The sequence below is a fragment of the Roseateles terrae genome, assembly GCF_014192155.1.
GTDB lineage: Bacteria > Pseudomonadota > Gammaproteobacteria > Burkholderiales > Burkholderiaceae_C > Roseateles > Roseateles terrae.
The window spans coordinates 59,857-77,418 of the sequence record NZ_JACHXO010000005.1 but is presented as its reverse complement, the minus strand read 5'-3'; the positions used below and the strand labels follow the sequence as shown (position 1 = coordinate 77,418).

The 17,562-nt window shown below is 66.6% G+C and carries 18 protein-coding genes; 13 read left to right on the top strand and 5 right to left on the bottom strand.

Annotated features, from left to right (window positions below; genetic code table 11):
- Window positions 1-407: 407 nt before the first annotated feature.
- Complete coding sequence (locus tag FHS28_RS14500; RefSeq protein ID WP_088451695.1) at window positions 408-2,327, top strand: DUF1631 family protein; 1,920 nt, start codon at window positions 408-410, stop codon at window positions 2,325-2,327.
- 11 nt (window positions 2,328-2,338) lie between these two features.
- Window positions 2,339-4,237: an ATP-binding protein gene (locus FHS28_RS14495; protein ID WP_088451693.1), complete on the top strand. Its 1,899-nt coding sequence runs from the start codon at window positions 2,339-2,341 to the stop codon at window positions 4,235-4,237.
- Window positions 4,238-4,341: 104 nt separating this feature from the next.
- Here FHS28_RS14495 and FHS28_RS14490 read toward each other — a convergent pair whose 3' ends face one another.
- The gene (locus FHS28_RS14490) at window positions 4,342-4,926 is read right to left on the bottom strand and encodes a hypothetical protein (RefSeq protein WP_184294898.1); all 585 of its coding nucleotides are present in this window, start codon (window positions 4,924-4,926) and stop codon (window positions 4,342-4,344) included.
- 282 nt (window positions 4,927-5,208) lie between these two features.
- On the opposite strand from FHS28_RS14490, the gene FHS28_RS14485 reads away from it, so the two are divergent.
- Window positions 5,209-5,679, top strand: a complete 471-nt coding sequence (locus FHS28_RS14485) for a hypothetical protein (RefSeq protein ID WP_184294895.1) — start codon at window positions 5,209-5,211, stop codon at window positions 5,677-5,679.
- Window positions 5,680-5,713: 34 nt separating this feature from the next.
- On the top strand, window positions 5,714-6,118 hold the full coding sequence (locus tag FHS28_RS14480) for a hypothetical protein (protein WP_088451687.1): 405 nt from the start codon (window positions 5,714-5,716) through the stop codon (window positions 6,116-6,118).
- Here FHS28_RS14480 and FHS28_RS14475 read toward each other — a convergent pair.
- Complete coding sequence (locus tag FHS28_RS14475; protein ID WP_088451685.1) at window positions 6,101-6,844, bottom strand: YjjG family noncanonical pyrimidine nucleotidase; 744 nt, start codon at window positions 6,842-6,844, stop codon at window positions 6,101-6,103. The two genes, FHS28_RS14480 and FHS28_RS14475, sit on opposite strands and share 18 nt — an antisense overlap.
- 48 nt (window positions 6,845-6,892) lie before the next feature.
- Here FHS28_RS14475 and FHS28_RS14470 point away from each other — a divergent pair, with 48 nt between their 5' ends.
- The 5 genes from FHS28_RS14470 (at window position 6,893) to FHS28_RS14450 (ending at window position 11,053) form a co-directional block, all read left to right on the top strand.
- A complete protein-coding gene (locus FHS28_RS14470) occupies window positions 6,893-7,360 on the top strand; it encodes a GNAT family N-acetyltransferase (RefSeq protein WP_088451683.1) in 468 nt (155 codons plus the stop codon).
- Between the two features lie 157 nt (window positions 7,361-7,517).
- Window positions 7,518-8,027 carry a hypothetical protein gene (locus FHS28_RS14465; RefSeq protein WP_088451681.1) on the top strand — a complete coding sequence of 170 codons (510 nt, stop codon included), beginning with the start codon at window positions 7,518-7,520 and terminating at the stop codon, window positions 8,025-8,027.
- Window positions 8,028-8,145: 118 nt separating this feature from the next.
- Window positions 8,146-8,640: a hypothetical protein gene (locus FHS28_RS14460; RefSeq protein ID WP_088451679.1), complete on the top strand. Its 495-nt coding sequence runs from the start codon at window positions 8,146-8,148 to the stop codon at window positions 8,638-8,640.
- Window positions 8,641-8,751: 111 nt separating this feature from the next.
- Window positions 8,752-9,741: a LacI family DNA-binding transcriptional regulator gene (locus FHS28_RS14455; RefSeq protein WP_088451677.1), complete on the top strand. Its 990-nt coding sequence runs from the start codon at window positions 8,752-8,754 to the stop codon at window positions 9,739-9,741.
- 85 nt (window positions 9,742-9,826) lie between these two features.
- Complete coding sequence (locus tag FHS28_RS14450) at window positions 9,827-11,053, top strand: AGE family epimerase/isomerase (protein ID WP_088451675.1); 1,227 nt, start codon at window positions 9,827-9,829, stop codon at window positions 11,051-11,053.
- Window positions 11,054-11,062: 9 nt separating this feature from the next.
- Here FHS28_RS14450 and FHS28_RS14445 read toward each other — a convergent pair whose 3' ends face one another.
- Window positions 11,063-11,914: a transporter substrate-binding domain-containing protein gene (locus FHS28_RS14445; protein WP_088451673.1), complete on the bottom strand. Its 852-nt coding sequence runs from the start codon at window positions 11,912-11,914 to the stop codon at window positions 11,063-11,065.
- A gap of 465 nt (window positions 11,915-12,379) precedes the next feature.
- Between FHS28_RS14445 and FHS28_RS24640 the strand changes: the two genes are divergently transcribed.
- Window positions 12,380-12,637: a GNAT family N-acetyltransferase gene (locus tag FHS28_RS24640; RefSeq protein WP_310736794.1), complete on the top strand. Its 258-nt coding sequence runs from the start codon at window positions 12,380-12,382 to the stop codon at window positions 12,635-12,637.
- 175 nt (window positions 12,638-12,812) lie between these two features.
- Here FHS28_RS24640 and FHS28_RS14435 read toward each other — a convergent pair whose 3' ends face one another.
- Window positions 12,813-14,498, bottom strand: coding sequence for a cellulase family glycosylhydrolase (locus FHS28_RS14435; RefSeq protein WP_184294892.1), 1,686 nt, complete (start codon window positions 14,496-14,498; stop codon window positions 12,813-12,815).
- A gap of 223 nt (window positions 14,499-14,721) precedes the next feature.
- Between FHS28_RS14435 and FHS28_RS14430 the strand changes: the two genes are divergently transcribed.
- Complete coding sequence (locus tag FHS28_RS14430; RefSeq protein ID WP_088451671.1) at window positions 14,722-15,138, top strand: VOC family protein; 417 nt, start codon at window positions 14,722-14,724, stop codon at window positions 15,136-15,138.
- 12 nt (window positions 15,139-15,150) lie between these two features.
- Here FHS28_RS14430 and FHS28_RS14425 read toward each other — a convergent pair whose 3' ends face one another.
- On the bottom strand, window positions 15,151-16,269 hold the full coding sequence (locus FHS28_RS14425) for a glycoside hydrolase family 5 protein (protein WP_184294888.1): 1,119 nt from the start codon (window positions 16,267-16,269) through the stop codon (window positions 15,151-15,153).
- 41 nt (window positions 16,270-16,310) lie between these two features.
- Here FHS28_RS14425 and FHS28_RS24635 point away from each other — a divergent pair, with 41 nt between their 5' ends.
- Both FHS28_RS24635 and FHS28_RS14415 read left to right on the top strand, forming a co-directional pair.
- Window positions 16,311-16,628, top strand: coding sequence for a hypothetical protein (locus FHS28_RS24635; RefSeq protein ID WP_184294885.1), 318 nt, complete (start codon window positions 16,311-16,313; stop codon window positions 16,626-16,628).
- 330 nt (window positions 16,629-16,958) lie between these two features.
- Window positions 16,959-17,549, top strand: coding sequence for a PEP-CTERM sorting domain-containing protein (locus FHS28_RS14415; RefSeq protein WP_088451667.1), 591 nt, complete (start codon window positions 16,959-16,961; stop codon window positions 17,547-17,549).
- Window positions 17,550-17,562 lie beyond the last annotated feature (13 nt).

Below are 17,562 nucleotides of genomic sequence, written 5' to 3'. Positions count from 1 at the left end.
CCGCGATGCGGCGGGTGGTAAGCAGTCGCAATCTGATACAGATGCTACGGGCCTTCAATATATTGAACAAATACGAGGCGCGCCCCGTTCGTGATGGAGTCGAGTTCCCTTTTCCGCGATCCCCCGGATGGGGGGGAAGAGTGATCCAAAAGGGCGTGCGATCGCCGCGCACCGCCCGGTCAAAAGTGTGTCGGGTTCCTCACCCGGGCGGGCTACGCACCGGCGTGATGCGGCCCATGCCGGGACAATGCACCGATGCGGTGGGGCTCGCAGGCGCGAGCCGCCGCCAGTCCCTACAGCTTGTTTCAAAAACAGACAGCCTCGAAACAGTCGAAAGGAAGCGGATACAGACAATTCGCGACCGCGCGAGCGATGGCGCCCTGCCCCCATGAGTCTGACCGCTGAAGATGGAATCCCTGCCCCTGCCCAGTGAATGGATGGATGCCTGCCGCGCCGACCTGGTGGTGGCCGCTGCGCAGTGGGTGAGCGATACCGGTGCCGCGCTGGAACGTGCCCAGAACCGGGCCGACAGCGTCGGCGAAGCCAACCGGCTCTTCCATGTGCAACGGGCGCTGGACCGCTGGCAGCACAGCGCGCCGGACCGCATCGTCAGCCTGCTGCTGTCCAGCATGAACGAACGCTGCAGCGAGCCCCGCCTGGGCGCCGCGACCACGCTGCTGCCCAGCGAAATGGAGCTGGTGGACGACGACGTGGTGAGCGAGAGCATCGGCATCTCGCGCCTGGTCACCGGCATCTTCTCGGTGGCGGAATGGGAGATCCGCGCCGTCGAACGTGCCCTGGCCGGCGCCATCAAGGAATTCTCCGAACGCAGCAACCCGTTCCATCCCGAAGCCATCGCCCGCACCATCTGGAAGCTGGCCGAAGACCTGGGGCTGCAACGGGACGAGCGGGCCGCCTGCCTGCGGGTGTCGCTGGACGCCACCACCGCGATGGCGCGCAGCGTCTATGCGTCGCTGGGCCAGTGGATGGCCGGGCAGACGGATGTCGGGCCGCTGGCCATCCAGCGCCAGTCGGCGGTGCGCAATGCCATCCCGGTGGATGTGCTGGCCGGCCTTGCACCGGACGCTCCGGCGCTGTCGCTGGAACTCGAACCGATGCATGGACGCCCCTTCGAGGCCAGCCCGGCGCCGCGCGCCGGCTCGCCCAAGGCGGGTGGCGAGGTGGTGTTCACCCGGCTGATCCGGAGTGTCGAGGACATCCTGGGCGACGTGCGGCTGACCCATGAACTGCGCCGGGTGCTGAGCGGTCTTCAGCTGGGCGTGCTGCGCTTTGCCTTCGGCACGCCCTCGTCGCTGTATTCGGCCCAGCATGAAATGTGGGATGTCACGGGCACGCTGGTGCAGTACGCGCTGCAGCATTGCCTGAAGGACCGCGTGGTGCATGACGACTTCGTGCTCTTCGCCGACCAGATCATCCAGACCCTGCTCAAGATGGACCCCAGCCGACCGCATGAGCTGGACAAGGCGCTGGTGCGCATCCGCCGGTATCTGAAGGAGCGCCCCGCCGAGCTGGTGGAAAGCCGCCGGCATGCGTCGATGCAGTTTGCGCGACTGGAAGAGCGCCGGCGCCAGATCCGCAGCGTGTCGATCAACCGCCATCGCGAGCGGATCAACGCAGCCATCGCGGCCCAGGAGATTCCCTACCGCCTGCGCCAGTTCCTGCTGGTGGACTGGGCGGAAGCGCTGGCGCATGTGGAGGTGTCCGAGGGCGCGAAGTCTCCGGCCTATGCCGAGCTGTGGGGTGCGGTGGACCGCATGCTGCACGCGGTCCAGAGGGACACCCTCACCGCCGATCCGGCCAGCCTGCAGGAAAAGGTGGAGCTGCTCAAGCTGCTGGAGCGCGGCATCACCTGCGTGGCGGTGCCCAGCGTCGAAAAATACGAGCTGACCGACATCCTCGATCGCACCGGCATGATCTCGCGCGAAGGCGAGGAATGGTCCGACAGCGACATCGGCGCGCTGGACAGTACCCTGCCCCCGCCGCCTGCCCCCACACCAGCACCGCGCAAGGACTTCTGGGGTGCACCCTCGGGCGGCAAGGGCTGGTCCGCGGTGGACGAGACCACCGTCGGTTTCACCACCGCGATGCCGACCTCCGATGCCGAACATTGCGTCAACGCCCTGCAGGAAGACGACCTGATCGAGCTGTTCCTGGCCGGCACCTGGGTCGAGGTGCGGCTGGTCGAACTGGCGGAAGACGGCCAGATCTTCCTCTTCGAGGGCGAGACCGATGGCGGCGGCACCCATCAGCTGACACGTCGGGCGCTGCTGCGCCTGTTCCGTGAAGGCCTGGCCACCCCGATCTGATCGCATCCGACATGAGCCACGACTCTCCCGTGTCCGAAGACGTCGTCGAGCGCAGTGCGCTGCTGCGGCTGCTCGGCGAAGCCGAATGCCGCTGCGACGACGGCACCGTCACCCGCATCACCGATGCCCGGGTCGCGACGCTGCTGGCGATGGTCGCGCTGGAAGGCGGCATGCCCCGCACCCGGGCGGCCGACCTCTTCTGGCCGCAGTCCGGCAGCAATGCCCGCACCAACCTGCGGGTGCTGCTGCATCGCACGCAGAAGACCTTCGACCTGAAGCTGTTCACTTCCGGGGATGTGATCGAACTGGCGCCGCACATCCGGGTGGATGTCCAGGCCCCCGACCATGCGCTGGTGATGAACTGCCTCACCGCTGGCGCGGCCGGTCTGCGGCTGCTGTCCAGCCTTGAATTGCCCGAAGGCCTGACCGAGGCCGCCCAGTGGCTCGCGACCGCCCGCGGCCAGATGGAGCAGCGGCTCACCCGCAGCCTGATCGCCTGGTTCGAGCGGGCCGGCGAAGCGGTGGACCTGAGCCAGTCGATGGCGCTGGCCGAGACGCTGATCAGCCTGAATCCGCTGAGCGAGGTCGGTTATCAGGAGCTGATGAAGGCGCTGGTCGCCAAGGGCGACCGGTCCGCCGCGCTGGCCGTGTTCGAGCGCTGCCGCAAGGAACTGCAGGAGCAGCTCGGTACCCATCCCAGCCGGACCACGGTGGAGCTGCATCGGCAGATCCTGCGTTCCCGCGCCGAGGGCCAGCAGCTGGCGCAGACCGGCCGGCTGATCCAGCGCGAAACCGAAATCGAACAGATCACCCAGGCCATCAGCCGCCGCCGGGTGGTGATCGTGGAGGGACCCAGCGGCATGGGCAAGTCAGCCCTGCTGCGCCATGTGGCGCAGGAGCGGGGCGACCTGTACTGGCGCATCACCGAGCAGGACAGCAGCCGGCCCTTTGCGAGCCTGCATCGCATCACCCTGCATCTGATGGAGCGGCTGCGGTCGCAGCCCGACCACCTGCCGGAGAGCCTGGCCAAGGCGGAGCGCTTCCTGGAGCGGCTGGATCCGGCGCATCACGGGGAACTGGCCTCACCGGCCAGCACCCGGTCGCTGCTGGAATCGGCGATCCACATCATCGAGCTGAGCCGGCCGGAGCGCAGCACCGCGATTCTGGTCGACGACCTGCATCTGTGTGACGACGAAAGCCTGGACGTGCTGTCGGTGCTGATCACCGAAAGCGCTGCGCTGATGCCCTGGTGCGACTTCGTGCTGGCCTACCGGCCGATGCGGGCCCGTCGTCGCCTGCGGGCACTGTGCGAGAAGCTGGCCGCGTCCGGGCGGCTCAAGCTGGTGCAGCCGGCGGCGTTGACCAACGCCTCGGTGCAGCGCATGCTGAATGAAGACGGCAGCGTGCTGCCACAGCCACTGGTGGAAGAAGCCATCCGGCTGAGCGGCGGCACGCCCGCCATCCTGATGGGCCTGCTGCAGGCCTGTCAGGATCAGGGCAGCCTGGTGGGCGTGCCCACACCGGCGATGCGTTCGCTGCTGCTGCAGCGGCTGGGCTCCTGCAGTTCCACCGCCGAGGGCGTGGCGCGGCTGGCCAGTGTCGCCGGCGAGAGTTTCTCGGTGCGCATGGCCTCGGACATCACCGGCCTGTCCTCCTGGCGGGTGGCCGAAAAATGGAACGAGCTGCTGCTGGCCGGCGTGTTCGATGCCAAGGGCTTTGCGTTTCCGCTGCTGGAAACGGTGGTGTATGAATCGGTGCCGGAGACGGTGCGGCAGTTCATGCACGGGGAAGTGGCGGCGGTGCTCGAGCGCCATGGCGCCACGCCGGTGGAGCTGGCCCACCATTGGCGCATGGCCGCGGATATGGCGCGGGCGGCGGATTACGAACGGCGGATCGCGACCGGCGGGTAGTGGCGATCGACCGGTGGCGACGCGAGGGTGAGGCGAGCCGCCGGTCCCGACCGTCGGCACGGGCTCACGCCGGTGCGGGTGCAGGCCTGACGGCGGTCACCGGCTCAGACGGTCTGCACCCGGTCCGGGCCGCGATCCAGCGGCTCGGTGTCCATGAAGACCGTATCCCGCCAGGCCGGTGTCATGGCCGCGGCGCGATCTTCCGCTGACAGCGGTGCCACGGTCGGCGCCGCCAGCGCCGCATCCCCCGAGCTCAGCAGCGCCTCCACCCGCGACCGCCGCTCCTGCAGATGGCGGTCCAGCTGCAGGCGCAGCACATCCAGTGTCGGAGACTGACGGGCCGCCTGTTCCAGCTGGCGGATGGCCACATCCAGCGTGCGGGGCGGCAGGCGCGAAAACGGATCGTCCCCGCTGGTGGCGCAGGCGAATTCCAGCAGCACCAGATGGCCGTGCTGTTCCCGCAGCGCCGGGCGCGCCTGCAAGGCCTCCCGCAGCGCATCCACCCGCAAGGGCACCGCCCGACGATCCAGCGGCGTCGGCTGCGGGGTGGCCAGGGCCGGTGTTTGCGGATGCGTTGCCGCGAACGAACGCGTTTCCACCGCCACGCCCGGGCGCGGCTTCAGCCCCAGACGGCGAAACAGTGCGCGACCCACGGCTCGGTACCAGGACGTCGTCTGAGGGGCTTGCATGGTCGGGAGGGCAGGTCGGCTGAGGGTGGAGCGGGGGCTGGGGTAAGTGTCGGTAACAACCGTTTCAGCAGCGTTTCGGCAGGTGTAACACCGCGCTCCGGAAGAACCCTGAGACCGCAACGGCGGGGCCCGTAACGGCGGTGGTTGGGCCCGGAAACGGGTGTGAAACGCTTCACGCGGATAGTGCCGTGCATTCCCCTTCCGCTTCCATTCCAACAAACACCAGGGCGCACGGTCATGACACTCGCGGCACGCATTGAAACGGCAGTCAAGATTCAGAGTTTGCTGAAAGACCATGCCATTTCGGTGGATCCCGTGCGTCTGGCCTGCGACGCGGACTATGCCGCGGCCATGGAGCGTGTCTGCCTGCAGGTGGGTCAGCTGGATGAATGCCTGCGCATGCTCAATGCCCTGGTGGACACCATCGTGCTGTCCGGACTGCCGACCGCCGCCTCGGTGGATGAGGATGCGCGGCTGGGGGATGTGCATCCGGAATTCGTCGATACCGTGTCGTCCTATTCCCTGGACCTGGATGTGGACCAGGGCCCCGGCGTGGACATCGACCTCAGCCAGACGGCGATGACGCGTTCCCATCACCGGGTGCGCAACCACTTTCAGGCGGGACTCGACTACCTGCGCCGGGATGCCCACCCCAGCCATTTCAGCAGCAGTCCGGAGCTGCTCGCCGCCTTCGTGGTGGCGTCGGCCGCCGAAGTGCTGGCCAGCGCGCTGCAGCGCAGCGCCCACAAATAACCCTCACCCGTCTTTGCCTCACCCGGTTGTCCCCATGCAAGCGTTTCACCTCGAGCACTGGATCTTCAGCGGTTTTCTGGCCGGTGCCCTGCTGGGCGGTTTCCTGAACCCGATGCGGGTGATCAACCTGGCGGCGGTCTGCGGCGTGTCCGCCTTTGCCGCCATGTGCTTCTGGCCGGATGCGTTCGGCGGTCGGGGTGCCGAGGTGTTCGGCAGCTTCGTGATGGCCGTGCCGGCCTGGGGCGGCGCCACGGCGGTGGGCGCCCTGATCAGCTATCCCGCCGTGCGTCAGCTGCGCAAGAAGGGCTACCTGCGGATCCGCAAGCGGGCCCGTTTCATGCAGGAACCGGGTGACACGCCGGCGCTCCGGGCGGCGGCGACGCCGCAACGGACTCAGACGATGCCCGTCCGCAAGCCGGCCTCACGTCTGGCGCGCTGACACGCGGCGCAGGGTCGGCACCACTTCGTCCAGCCGGCGCACTTCGCAGGTCGGCAGGATGGCGCCCTGCGGTGCGCCCAGCGCGGGGGCGTCCTTGGCGGTGTCATTGGGCAGGCCGCGGGGATTGAACCAGCAGCTGTCGATGCCAAACCGCTGCGCGCCCAGGATGTCGGCATCCAGCCGGTCGCCGATGATGACCGTTTCCGGCCGATGGAACCGGCGGGCCCGGGCCACCGCATCTTCGAAGAAACGCGGATCCGGCTTGGCATGGCCGCAGGCTTCCGAGGTCGCCACGAACCGGATGAACCGCGACAGGCCGGACGCGTCGATCCGGCGCGTCTGGATGCGCTCCACGCCGTTGGTGATGACCCCCAGTTCCCCATGCGCGGCCAGTTGCTCGCACAGCGCCAGCGCGCCGTCGATCAGCACCACCGTGTCGGCCAGCGTGTCCAGATAGTGCTCGCTGGCGACCGCCGCATCCAGGCCCGGCGCATGCCGCGCAAAGGTCGCCCGGAAACGCTCGACCTTCAGCACCTCCTTGGCCACGGCGCCCTGCTCGAACTGCCGCCACAGTGACTGGTTGATCGCCTGGTAGTCGCGATACATCGCCTCCAGCGGCCCGTCATGGCCGAGACTTTTCAGCAGCCGCGCAAAGGCCTCACGTTCCGAGGCCTGGAAGTCCAGCAGGGTGTCGTCGAGATCGAGCAGGAAGAGTCGGTATTTCATGCGCCTGCCACTCTATCGCAGCGACCCGGCGCTTCGGTATGCTGGGACATGACCACCGTGACCCTGCGCCCCGCCCTGCCCGCCGACATTGCCGCCTGCATCGATCTGAGAGGCCGCACCCGTGAGAACGCGGTCTCCGCGGCGCGCCTGGCGGAGCTCGGCATCACCGAAGCATCCTGGTCGGCACAGGTGCGGGCAGGCGACCTGCCTGGCTTCGTGGCGGTGGCCCCCTCCGGATCGCCGCTCGCCGGTTACTGCTTCGGAGATGCCCATTCCGGCGAAATCGTGGTGCTGGCCCTGCTCCCGCAGTGGGAGGGCCAGGGCCTGGGCCGGCAGCTGCTGGACGCCACGGTGGCGCATCTGGCGTCGCTGGGTCACCAAAGGCTGTTTCTGGGCTGCTCGTCCAATCCGGCCCACCGGTCCTTCGGTTTTTACCGGCGCCTGGGCTGGACGCCGACGGGAGAACGCGACACGTTGGGGGACGATGTCCTGGAGTTGAAGCTCGGCGCAGGCTGAAACCGGCGCTTGCCGCCTGAAAAAAGGCAGAATGGCGGCTTCACCAACACGAGATGCGCCGTCCGCCTGTGGAGCGGAGCGGGTCCCGGCTGTTTCGGCCCTTTGCAGGGTCCCGGCCCGGCCACCGCCAGTGCGCGCCACCGGGAGGATCCACATCATGGCCATTGCTGGCTGGACATTTCCACGCCCCGTCGGGCTGATTGCCACCACGCTCTTGTTCGCGGCCCTGGCCACTGGCTGCAAGCCGGCCAAGCTGAACGAGGAGATGGTGCAGGACATGATCCACACCGGACTTCAGGCGTCGGCCAATCGCAATGCCACCGCGCTGTGCGACCAGATCGCCGACGATGCGGACATCCGCCTGGTGCTGTTCAAGTTCTCCGGCTCCGACATCCGCAGCTTCAGCAAGGGCGAGTGGTGCGACTACCTGCGCGAATCGTTCGCCAAGGCCAATGAAACCGGCATGCAGGTCAACATCAACCTGCACATCCAGTCGCTGGTCCTGTCGCCCGACGGCAAATCGGCGGACGTGCAGACCGACGTGGTGGAAGAAGTCGGCCTGGGCGGCCGCACGCTGGCCCGCATGCGTTCCAAGCAGATCTTCACCGTGGAACTGCGCAAGGGCAAACCGCTTTACACCAAACTCAGCGCCCGCTACACCGCGTGACGGGCGATCTGGGAACACACAGAAGCCCTGGATACCCTCCTGGATAACCCCTTTGGCGAGGGGCTCGCTAGACTGGCAGGTCTGGTGCGCCCCGGCCGCACGCTCTGGTCCGCACTTCATGTCCGACATCGGCAAGTCCAACAACAGCGAAAGCCCTGGCAGCAGCGAGAGCGATGGCCGTAGCGACGCCCGCAGCAATGCCAGCAGCAATGGCCGCAGCAATGCCAGCGGCGATCGCGACAGCGATGCTCTCCTGAGTGAACCGGCGTCGATGGTGGTGCTGGGCCCCTGGCGGGCGTTCCGCTCCCCCATGGGCAAGCTTCACATCGCCAGCGAGCTGGGCCCGGGCACGGTGCGCATCACCTCCTCGCTCAGCGGCGTGGACCGGGTGGCCCGCATTGCCAAGACCAGCTCCGGCAACCTCTACCGCTTCGTCTGCCCGCCCGCTCAGGACCAGGTCACCTGCGGCATGCTGGTGGACTATGCCGGCCGCGCGGGCCTCGCCGGCGCCAAGGATGTGAGCGCCACCCTGTGGCAGGCGATTGAGGACAAGGCGGCCGAGCTGGCCGCCCAGGCTGCAGCCCAGGACAACACGCCCCCTGTCCACGCCTGAGCGCCCGGCCCCACCATGGCCGTTGTTTTGTAAACATCACTAAACAACGCGTCAGAATCGACGGCTTCGATTGACCGGCGCTCCCCGCGCCCTGAAGAATTGCCGTCACCCATGAGCGCCGTCACCATCCGCGATATTGCCAAGGCATCCGGCCTGTCGATCGGCACGGTGTCGCGCGGGCTGCGCAACCAGGCGGGGCTGTCGTCGCACACCCGCCAGATCGTGCTCGACTGGGCCACGCAGCTGGGTTATGACCTGTCGCAGTTGCGGCGACACCGGCTGCGGCGCGTGGGCTTTTTGCTGCACAGCCAGCACAACACCCTGGCCTCCAGTCCGTTTTTCTCGTCGGTGCTGCATGGGGCGGAAGCCGTCTGCCGCCGTGAAGGGCTGACGCTGTCCTTCATCGTGGCCGGCCCCACCGACCGGGTCATCGACCAGTCCCGGGTGCAGCAGCTCGACGCCTATCTGTGCGCCGGTTACTTCGAGCCGGAAATCCTGGACAGCCTGCGCCGCACCGGCAAACCGATGGTGCTGGTGGACATGCACCGTCACGGCATCCCTTCGGTGAATCCGGACCACCAGCACGGCGCCTTTCAGGCCACCAGCCACCTGCTGCGGACCGGGCGGCGACAGATCGCCGTCATCACCGGCTCGCCCGCGCATTACAGCCTGCATCAGCGGGCGCTGGGCTATCGCCGGGCGCTGTTTGAGGCGGGCATCCAGGCGGACCCGGACCTGGAAGTGGTCGCCGCCCATTTGGGCGATGGCGATGCTGGTGTGACCGCGGCCATGCGCCAACTGCTGCAACTGCGCAAACGCCCGGATGCCGTCGTCTGCTTCAACGACAGCGCCGCCCTGGTGGCGATGCAGCATTGCCTGGGCGCCGGACTGCGGGTGCCGCAGGACATTGCCATCGTGGGCTTTGATGACATCAGCGCCGCGGCCCATGCCCATCCACCGCTCAGCACGGTGCGGGTGGACAAGGAAGCGCTCGGCGCACAGGGCCTGGCGATGTTGCTGCAGGCAGCGCCCGGCGATGCACCGCAGGAACAGGTGATGCCGGTGACGCTGGTGGTGCGGGACAGCTCCTGCATCGATTAGCTGCGCCGGTCCTCCGCCACTGCAGACAACCCCTTCACAGCCGTTGCCCGGCGTCCCGGCTCTTCCACCCACACGACTTGCATCCATGCCCAACCTGCCCGACTTCCGCGACCCCGACGTCCTGCTGGCCCACGTCAGCCACACCATGGCCTTCTATCACCCGCGCTGCATCGACCCCAGCGGCGGCTTCTTCCACTTTTTCAAGGACGACGGCACCGTCTACGACGCGCATCAGCGTCACCTGGTGAGCAGCACCCGTTTTGTCTTCACCTACGCCATGGCCTTCCGCCGTTTTGGTGATCCGGCCTATCTCGAAGGCGTGAGGCATGGCGTCCGCTTCCTGCGCGACGCCCACTTCGACCCGGTGCAGGGCGGCTACACCTGGCTGCTCGACTGGCGACAGGGTCACGCCACCGTGCTGGACGGCACCCGTCACGCCTATGGCATGGCCTTTGTGCTGCTGGCGTATGCGCATGCCGTGATGGCGGGCGTGGAGGAAGCGCGGCCCTGGCTGGCGGAGACCTTCGAACTGATGGAGCGCCGGTTCTTCAATGCGGCGGACGGCCTGTATGCCGACGAGGCCAGCGCCGACTGGCAGACCCTCTCGCCTTACCGGGGCCAGAACGCCAACATGCATGCCTGCGAAGCGATGCTCGCGGCGTACGACGCGACGGGCGAGGCCCATTACCTGCAACGGGCGGCGCTGATTGCCGGCCACATCACCCGTCGCCAGGCCGAGCGTTGCGGCGGACTGATCTGGGAGCACTACAACACCCACTGGCAGCCGGACTGGATGTTCAACAAGCATGATCCGGCCAACCTGTTCCGCCCCTGGGGCTACCAGCCGGGTCACTTCACCGAATGGACCAAGCTGCTGCTGCAGCTGGAGCGCCATGGCGACGCGCTGGGTCAGGATGTGAGCTGGATGCTGCCGACCGCCTCGAAACTCTTCCAGGTGGCCGTGCGTCACGGCTGGGACCCGGAGCACGGCGGCCTGTGTTATTCACTGGCGCCGGATCTGACCGTCTGTGATGCCGACAAGTATTTCTGGGTGCAGGCCGAAAGCATGGCGGCCGCCGCCCTGTTGGCCGCCCGCACCGGCGACGCGGTCTACTGGAACTGGTATGAGCGCCTCTGGGCTTACAGCTGGACCCATTTGGTGGATCACCAGCATGGCGCCTGGTATCGCATCCTCGACCGCACCAATCGCAAGTACAGCGATGAGAAGAGCCCCGCCGGCAAGGTGGACTATCACACCATGGGCGCCTGCTACGACATTCTCAAGGTGCTGCAGGGGCAGGCTTCGGCGTAAGGCGGTCGGTCACGGCAGGAATTCCAGCCGTGGCAGGCCCTCATGCGGATAGTCATAACCGCCGGCCAGTGGAATCACCCGGCGGCTCTTCAGATCGAATCGCTGCTGCGTGGCCTTCAGATGACGGCGCAGCAGCGCCTGCGCGGAGCCGTCGCGCACGGCGGCGGTCAGGCCGGTCTGCAGCACCTCGGCCAGTGCCCGGTCCCGCTCGTGGACATAGAGGTAATGCGGCGCCGGATAACGCAGCAGGAATCCGTCCAGCACGTTCACGTCCGGCGGCGCGGCGCTCACTTCCGGCAGCACCTCCAGCAGGTTGCGGCAAAAGAGGTCCACGCGGCCCAGACGCATCATCTTGAAAATGGAATCGATGCGCTGCACCTCCAGCACCTGCAGCCCATTGGCGCGCAGCACCGGCGTGTCCGCCCAGCCCAGACCGTGGGCGAAGGTGTAGCGCTGCAGGTCGCGGACGCTGCGGATGCGATCCACCTCCCGCTGCAGCCCCGGTCGCCCGAAGCAGATGCGGTAGTCCGACACGCCGAAGAAGGTGGGCATGCCGATGCGGATCAGTGGTGCGTCGGCCACTGGCCCGGCGATGTTCAACACAAAGCCGGCACGCTGGCCCTCCCTCAGCACCGCGATGGCGCGGGACTTGCTCATCGGCTCGGTGAGGTCGATCTGCACCTCGGTGCCGGGCGGGTTGCCCTTCTCAAGCGCCAGGGCGATCAGCTCCCGCACATACCGCTCGCTGAGGTCGTAGGGGCCGCTGGCATGCACCAGCACCCGCCACGCGTTCGGCTGGGCCAGGCAGCCGCCGCCGACCCCCATCAGCGCACACAGCACAATCAGCCTCAACAGATGCATCAGTCACTCACCGGGCAGCGTTCATGCGAAGGATCCCATCGGGACCCTGGAGGATGATTCTCGCCCGGAGACTCCCACCCTTTGCCCCCTCCGATGTCCCTGCAAACCCACCCCCTCATCACTCTGGTACCGGTCACAACGGCCGATGCCGACCGCCTGGCGTCATTGCGGGTGGAAGCGATGCGCGAGAGTCTCGAAAGAGTCGGCCGTTTTGACCCGGTGCGTGCGCGTGAGCGTTTTCTGAACAGCTTTGTGCCTGCGCAGACGTCGAGCATTCACCTGGACGGCGCGTTCGTGGGGTTCCTGGTGCTGCGACGAGAAGCGACGAGTGAGGCCTCGAATGCCGCGATAAATGAAGCGCCAAATAAGTCGCCAAATAAGTCGCCAAATAAGCCGCCGAATAAGCCGTCGGATGGGCCGCCGAACGGGCTGCCAAGTGAGCCGCCCAGTGAGCCGCGGAACAACGTGCCGACAGAGCCATCGCAGGAGGCGCCGACCTGGCACCTGGAGCATTTGTATCTGCATCCGGCGGTGCAGGGTCGCGGCATTGGCGGTGCCGTCCTGCAGCGGCTGTGCTCGCAGGCGGATGAAGCAGGCGCCGCCATCCGGCTGGGCGCTCTGAAGCAGAGTGACGCCAACCGGTTCTACCGGCGCCATGGATTCGAATTCACCCACGAAGGTGAATTCGATGTCTATTACCTGCGGCCTGCGGCGCGCGGCTGAAAGACCGCATCAGCGGGGTCAGCGGGGTCAGCGGCATTTTTGCGGCCGCAGTCACTGCAGCGGCGCGGTCGACTCACGCAGCGGCGTCAGATGCATCAGCGACTGCAGTGACTGCATCCGCGCGGCCGGCTCGCACAGCGGCCGCCGTTGATGAACGGGGCCGCCGCGCGCCGGCTTATTTGCAGACGTTCGCGTCTACCGCCGAGCCGTCCCACAGACGCTTCAGGTTGTTGTACTTGTCCTGAGAGACGGTCTGCCAGTCGTCCTGCAGGATGCCGCCGGTGTCACCCGAATTCGGATTCCAGGACCAGTAGAAGAAGTTGCGCACGCCCTTGCACTTGAGCCAGTCGACAAACTTCACCTGCCACTGGCGGTCCTTGTCGGTGAAGCGACCGCCAAACTCCCCCAGCACCACCGCGTTCTGGCCCATGAATCGACCCAGCTGGTTTTGCCAGATGGCCGGCAGGTTGTTGGGGAAACCCGTGCCGTCATTGAAGTAGGACTGGTTGCTCACCGACGGGCCATAGATATGCGGCGAGAGCACCAGCTTGCTGCGCGGAATTTTGGTGCTGTCGATCGGATAGCAGCTGTAGGGCTCGATGTTGCCGCCCCACCAGTGGCCATCCGGGTTTTCGCAGCGGCCGCCGTTGTCGGACACGCCTTCCACAAACACCAGCAGTTTGCTGTTGGTGGCCAACACCGCACTGCCGGCCTTCTCTGCCGCCAGCTTCCAGTCATTGTTGATGTCGCCGGTGCCCCAGAAAGCGCCACTGCCGCCAATGCTGTGCGGCTCATTCTTCAGATCAATGGCGAAGACATTGGGCACATTCTTGTAGCGGTCCGCCACGAATTGCAGATCAGCCACCCATTGGTCCAATGAATAGCCATTGATCTGCGGCGTGGTGGAGATGGCATTGCAGTCCGGACGGTGGTGGTCCAGCAGCACATAGAAGCCCTGGGTGGCGAATTCCGCGACGATGCGATCCAGGACCTGCAGCGGCGTCTTGTTGGCAAGGTCTGCATTGACGCCGACATTCAGCGCACCGCTGGGCCGGCCGGTGGAGCGGATCGTCGTCGGGCAGAAGGGCAGACGCACGGCATTGAAGCCCAGAGTCTTCATCTGCCCGATCATGTCCTTGTAATTGCGCTGCCACAGGCCGTGGGCCACCAGGTCCGGGGTTTCGAAGCCGAACCAGTTCACGCCGCGCAGGGAGACGATGGCGCCTTTGGCATCCACGATGCGACCATCGGTGGCGACATTGAAGGGCAGTGCGAACTGGCCCGTGGCGGAGACGGAGAGATCACCGCCAGGGGTCGGGGCGGGCGCCGGTGCCGGAGCGGGAGCGGGCGTCGGTGCAGGCGCCGGGGCGGGCGTGGGAGCGGGTGCGGGAGCGGGCGTCGGCGCGGGGGCCGGCGCTGGCGAAGGCGCCGGGGACGGTGACGGTGCAGGCGACGGTGCAGGCGTTGGGGCCGGCGCAGGCGCCGGTGCCCCGGACTCGCTGATGCGGAAGCTGGAGGCGCTCGGGGCGCTGCCGGTGCCGCAGAAACCGACTTCAAAACTCTGGCCCGCGGCTGCCGGGGTGTTCCAGCTCACGCCCTTGACCGCGTAGCCGGTGGCCGTGCGGGTGAACTGGCCGTTCCAGCTGTTGTTCAACTGACCGGCGGGCAGATCGAACTGCAGGGTCCAGGCGCCACTGACGGCGGTGCCGGCATTCCGAAGGGTCACATGCGAGCAAAAGCCCCCCGACCAGGTGTCCTGGGCCACATGGACGGTGAGCGCCGCATGCGCCGGCGCCATGGCACCGAAGGCCAGGGCCACCCAACTGGTGCGCAGCAGGAATCGACGGGGGAGAGCTCGCATGATGACAATGCCTGGTTGACTTGGGGAAGCAGTCAGTGTGCTTGACGGGTCGTTAATGGCCCGCAATAAATGGTAAGGAAGCCCTGCATCACCGCTCACGCGGGCCTACCCATAGGGCGCAGTGGCCCCATTCACTGCATTGAGGGACGCCCACGCGGAAACCTTGCACGCTCATTGTTCGCCTGGAGTAAGCTGCTGACGCCATGGCATGAATGGAGCGGGCATGTTCTCTCACGTCTTCGTCGGCGTCACCGATTTCGCACGGGCCAAGGCGTTCTACGATCCTTTGATGGACCTGATCGGCGCACGCGAGCGCTTCTGCGATCTCAGCCGGCCCTGGGCGGGCTGGGAGACGTCGCCGGGGCTGCGTCCCCTGTTTGTGATTGGCAGTCCCATCAATGGCGAACCCGCGATGGCCGGCAATGGCACGATGATCGCGTTTCAGGTGGTCACACGGGATCAGGTGGATGCCGCCTATGCACTGGCATTGGGCAGTGGCGGTCGGGATGAAGGGCCGCCCGGACTGCGGCCGGCCTATCACGCGCACTATTACGGCGCCTACTTCAGGGACCTCGATGGCAACAAGCTCTGCGTGGTGTGTCACACCCCGGAGCCGGATGCCCTCTCCCGGCCTGGCTGAGTTAGCCCCCCTTTACCGGCACACGCTGGCGTCAGCGGCCGATCCGTCCCACAGGCGCTTGAGGTTGTTGTACTTGTCCTGGGAGACCGTCCGCCAGTCATCCTGCAGGATGCCTCCAGTGTCGCCGGAGTTCGGATTCCAGGACCAGTAGAAGAAGTTGCGCACGCCCTTGCACTTGAGCCAGTCGACAAATTTCACCGACCACTGGCGGTCCTTGTCGACGAACTTGCCGCCGAACTCCCCCAGCACCACCGCATGGTCCCCCATGAAGCGGCCCAACTGGTTCTGCCAGATGGCCGGCATGTTGTTCGGGAATCCGGTCCCGTCATTGAAATAGGGTTGATTGCTCACCGACGGGCCATAGATATGCGGCGACAGCACCAGCTTGCTGCGTGGAATCTTGGCCGAGTCGATCGGATAGCAGCTGATCGGCTCGATGTTGCCCCCCCACCAGTGGGCATCGGTGTTTTCACAGCGGCCGCCGTTGTCGGACACGCCTTCCACAAACACCAGCAGTTGGCTGTTGGTGGCCAGCACCGCGCTGCCGGCCTTCTCCGCTGCCAGCTTCCAGTCATTGTTGATGTCACCCGTGCCCCAGAAGGCGCCGCCGCCGCCAATGCTGTGCGGCTCATTCTTCAGGTCAATGGCAAAGACGTTCGGCACATTCTTGTAGCGGTCCGCCACGAATTGCAGATCGGCCACCCATTGATCGAGCGAATACCCAGTGATTTGCGGCGTGGTGGAGATGGCATTGCAGTCCGGACGGTGGTGGTCCAGCAGCACATAGAAACCATTGGTCGCGAATTCGGCCACCACACGGTCCAGCACCTGCAGCGGTGTCTTGTTGGCGAGGTCGGGATTGAGGCTGGTGTTGAGCGCTCCACTCGGACGGCCGGTGGAACGGATCGTCATCGGGCAGAAAGGCAGACGCACGGCATTGAAACCCAGCGTCTTCATCTGCGTGATCATGTCCTTGTAATTGCGCTCCCACAGACCGTGGGCGACCAGGTCCGGCGTCTCGAAGCCAAACCAGTTCACGCCCCGCAGTGAGACGACGGCACCTTGAGCGTCCAGGATGCGGCCGTCCGCGGCCACGCTGAACGGCAGCGCAAAGCTGCCAGTGGCCGGCACCGACAGGTCGCCGGCCGGGGACGGCGCAGGCGCCGGCGTGGGTGACGGAGCGGGTGACGGAGCGGGTGCTGGCGATGGCGATGGCGCCGGGGTCGGTGCGGGAGCAGGCAAAGGACCTGGCGCGGGGGCCGGCGAAGGACCGGGTGCTGGTGCTGGTGCTGGTGCTGGCGAGGGTGCAGGCGCGGGTGCAGGTGCCGGCCCCGCCGCTGGTCCAGGTGCCGGAGCGGCCGACGGCGGCGGCGCAGCCGGGTTGGCTGTGCCCGAGTCTTTCTCCGTCCCTCCCCCACAGGCCGTCAGCGACGCTGCCGCCAGCAGGGCGGCAATGCAGGAATTCAAAGGCGGGCGGGGGCAGTTCATGAGGACGATCGAGAGCGATAGACAAGGCTCGCGATATTCCCTGAAAGCGCTTTACCACTTCGTCACATTGTGTCCCTGCCAACCCTCACTTCGTCTCCATTCGTAAGCATTTCAATGCAATCGGTCGCGAATGCGCACCGTGACAGTGCTGCGACATCGCGGTAACCGACCTGTTTCATGGGACAGCGATTCCACGCATGGCCACCACATCCGCGCAATGACGGGCTCCGCGCGTCAGCGGCCCGCACGCTGACACAGTGCCTTCACCCGACTGTCAAAGAGCCTGCTGAAGATGCAGCCGCATTCCCGGTCCGCACCTCAGGAGTTTTTTCATGCGTCGTTCTCTTTCCCTGCTCGCTTCCCGCCTGGCGATCCCATTGGCAATCCCGCTGGCACTGGCCCTCGGCACCGCCTCCGCTTCCGCCACCGTCCTCAACTTCGATGACCTCGGCGCCGACGGGTATGTGCCGGTCAACTATGGCGGCCTCGACTGGTCCGGCAGCAGCTGGTTCCAATATGCCGGCGAGCAGGCCCCCTTTGCGGCCCATTCCGGCAACCGTCGCGCGACCCTCGGCTGGGACGGCTCTTCCGATTCCAGCGCCATTCGCTTCAACGCCGCCAGCAGCTTCACCGGCGCCTGGTTTGCCGGTTATGACGGCGTCTCCGTCACCATTGACCTCTACAGCGGCAACACCCTGGTGGCCAGCACCGCGACGCTGAACCTGAGCGATTCGCCGGTGTTCCTGGCGTCGAACTACGCCGGGCTGGTGGACCGTCTGGTCTTCCGCAGCAACGACCCTGCCAACTTCGTGATGGACGACCTCACCTTCGCCTCGGCCGTGCCGGAGCCCGGTGCCGCGGTGCTGACCCTGGCCGGCCTGGGCCTCGTGGCCTTCGTCGCCCGTCGCCGTCGTCCCGTCTGATCGCCCGGAGCCT

What these genes read in the sequence shown, in the direction of transcription:
- FHS28_RS14490 (WP_184294898.1), bottom strand. Translation starts at nt 4,926, where the DNA reads ATGCAAGCCCCTCAGACGACGTCCTGGTACCGAGCCGTGGGTCGCGCA.
- FHS28_RS14465 (WP_088451681.1), top strand. Translation starts at nt 7,518, where the DNA reads ATGGCCATTGCTGGCTGGACATTTCCACGCCCCGTCGGGCTGATTGCC.
- FHS28_RS14435 (WP_184294892.1), bottom strand. Translation starts at nt 14,498, where the DNA reads ATGCGAGCTCTCCCCCGTCGATTCCTGCTGCGCACCAGTTGGGTGGCC.
- FHS28_RS14455 (WP_088451677.1), top strand. Translation starts at nt 8,752, where the DNA reads ATGAGCGCCGTCACCATCCGCGATATTGCCAAGGCATCCGGCCTGTCG.
- FHS28_RS14445 (WP_088451673.1), bottom strand. Translation starts at nt 11,914, where the DNA reads ATGCATCTGTTGAGGCTGATTGTGCTGTGTGCGCTGATGGGGGTCGGC.
- FHS28_RS14460 (WP_088451679.1), top strand. Translation starts at nt 8,146, where the DNA reads ATGTCCGACATCGGCAAGTCCAACAACAGCGAAAGCCCTGGCAGCAGC.
- FHS28_RS14475 (WP_088451685.1), bottom strand. Translation starts at nt 6,844, where the DNA reads ATGAAATACCGACTCTTCCTGCTCGATCTCGACGACACCCTGCTGGAC.
- FHS28_RS14450 (WP_088451675.1), top strand. Translation starts at nt 9,827, where the DNA reads ATGCCCAACCTGCCCGACTTCCGCGACCCCGACGTCCTGCTGGCCCAC.
- FHS28_RS14430 (WP_088451671.1), top strand. Translation starts at nt 14,722, where the DNA reads ATGTTCTCTCACGTCTTCGTCGGCGTCACCGATTTCGCACGGGCCAAG.
- FHS28_RS14495 (WP_088451693.1), top strand. Translation starts at nt 2,339, where the DNA reads ATGAGCCACGACTCTCCCGTGTCCGAAGACGTCGTCGAGCGCAGTGCG.
- FHS28_RS14480 (WP_088451687.1), top strand. Translation starts at nt 5,714, where the DNA reads ATGCAAGCGTTTCACCTCGAGCACTGGATCTTCAGCGGTTTTCTGGCC.
- FHS28_RS14415 (WP_088451667.1), top strand. Translation starts at nt 16,959, where the DNA reads ATGCGTCGTTCTCTTTCCCTGCTCGCTTCCCGCCTGGCGATCCCATTG.
- FHS28_RS14500 (WP_088451695.1), top strand. Translation starts at nt 408, where the DNA reads ATGGAATCCCTGCCCCTGCCCAGTGAATGGATGGATGCCTGCCGCGCC.
- FHS28_RS14470 (WP_088451683.1), top strand. Translation starts at nt 6,893, where the DNA reads ATGACCACCGTGACCCTGCGCCCCGCCCTGCCCGCCGACATTGCCGCC.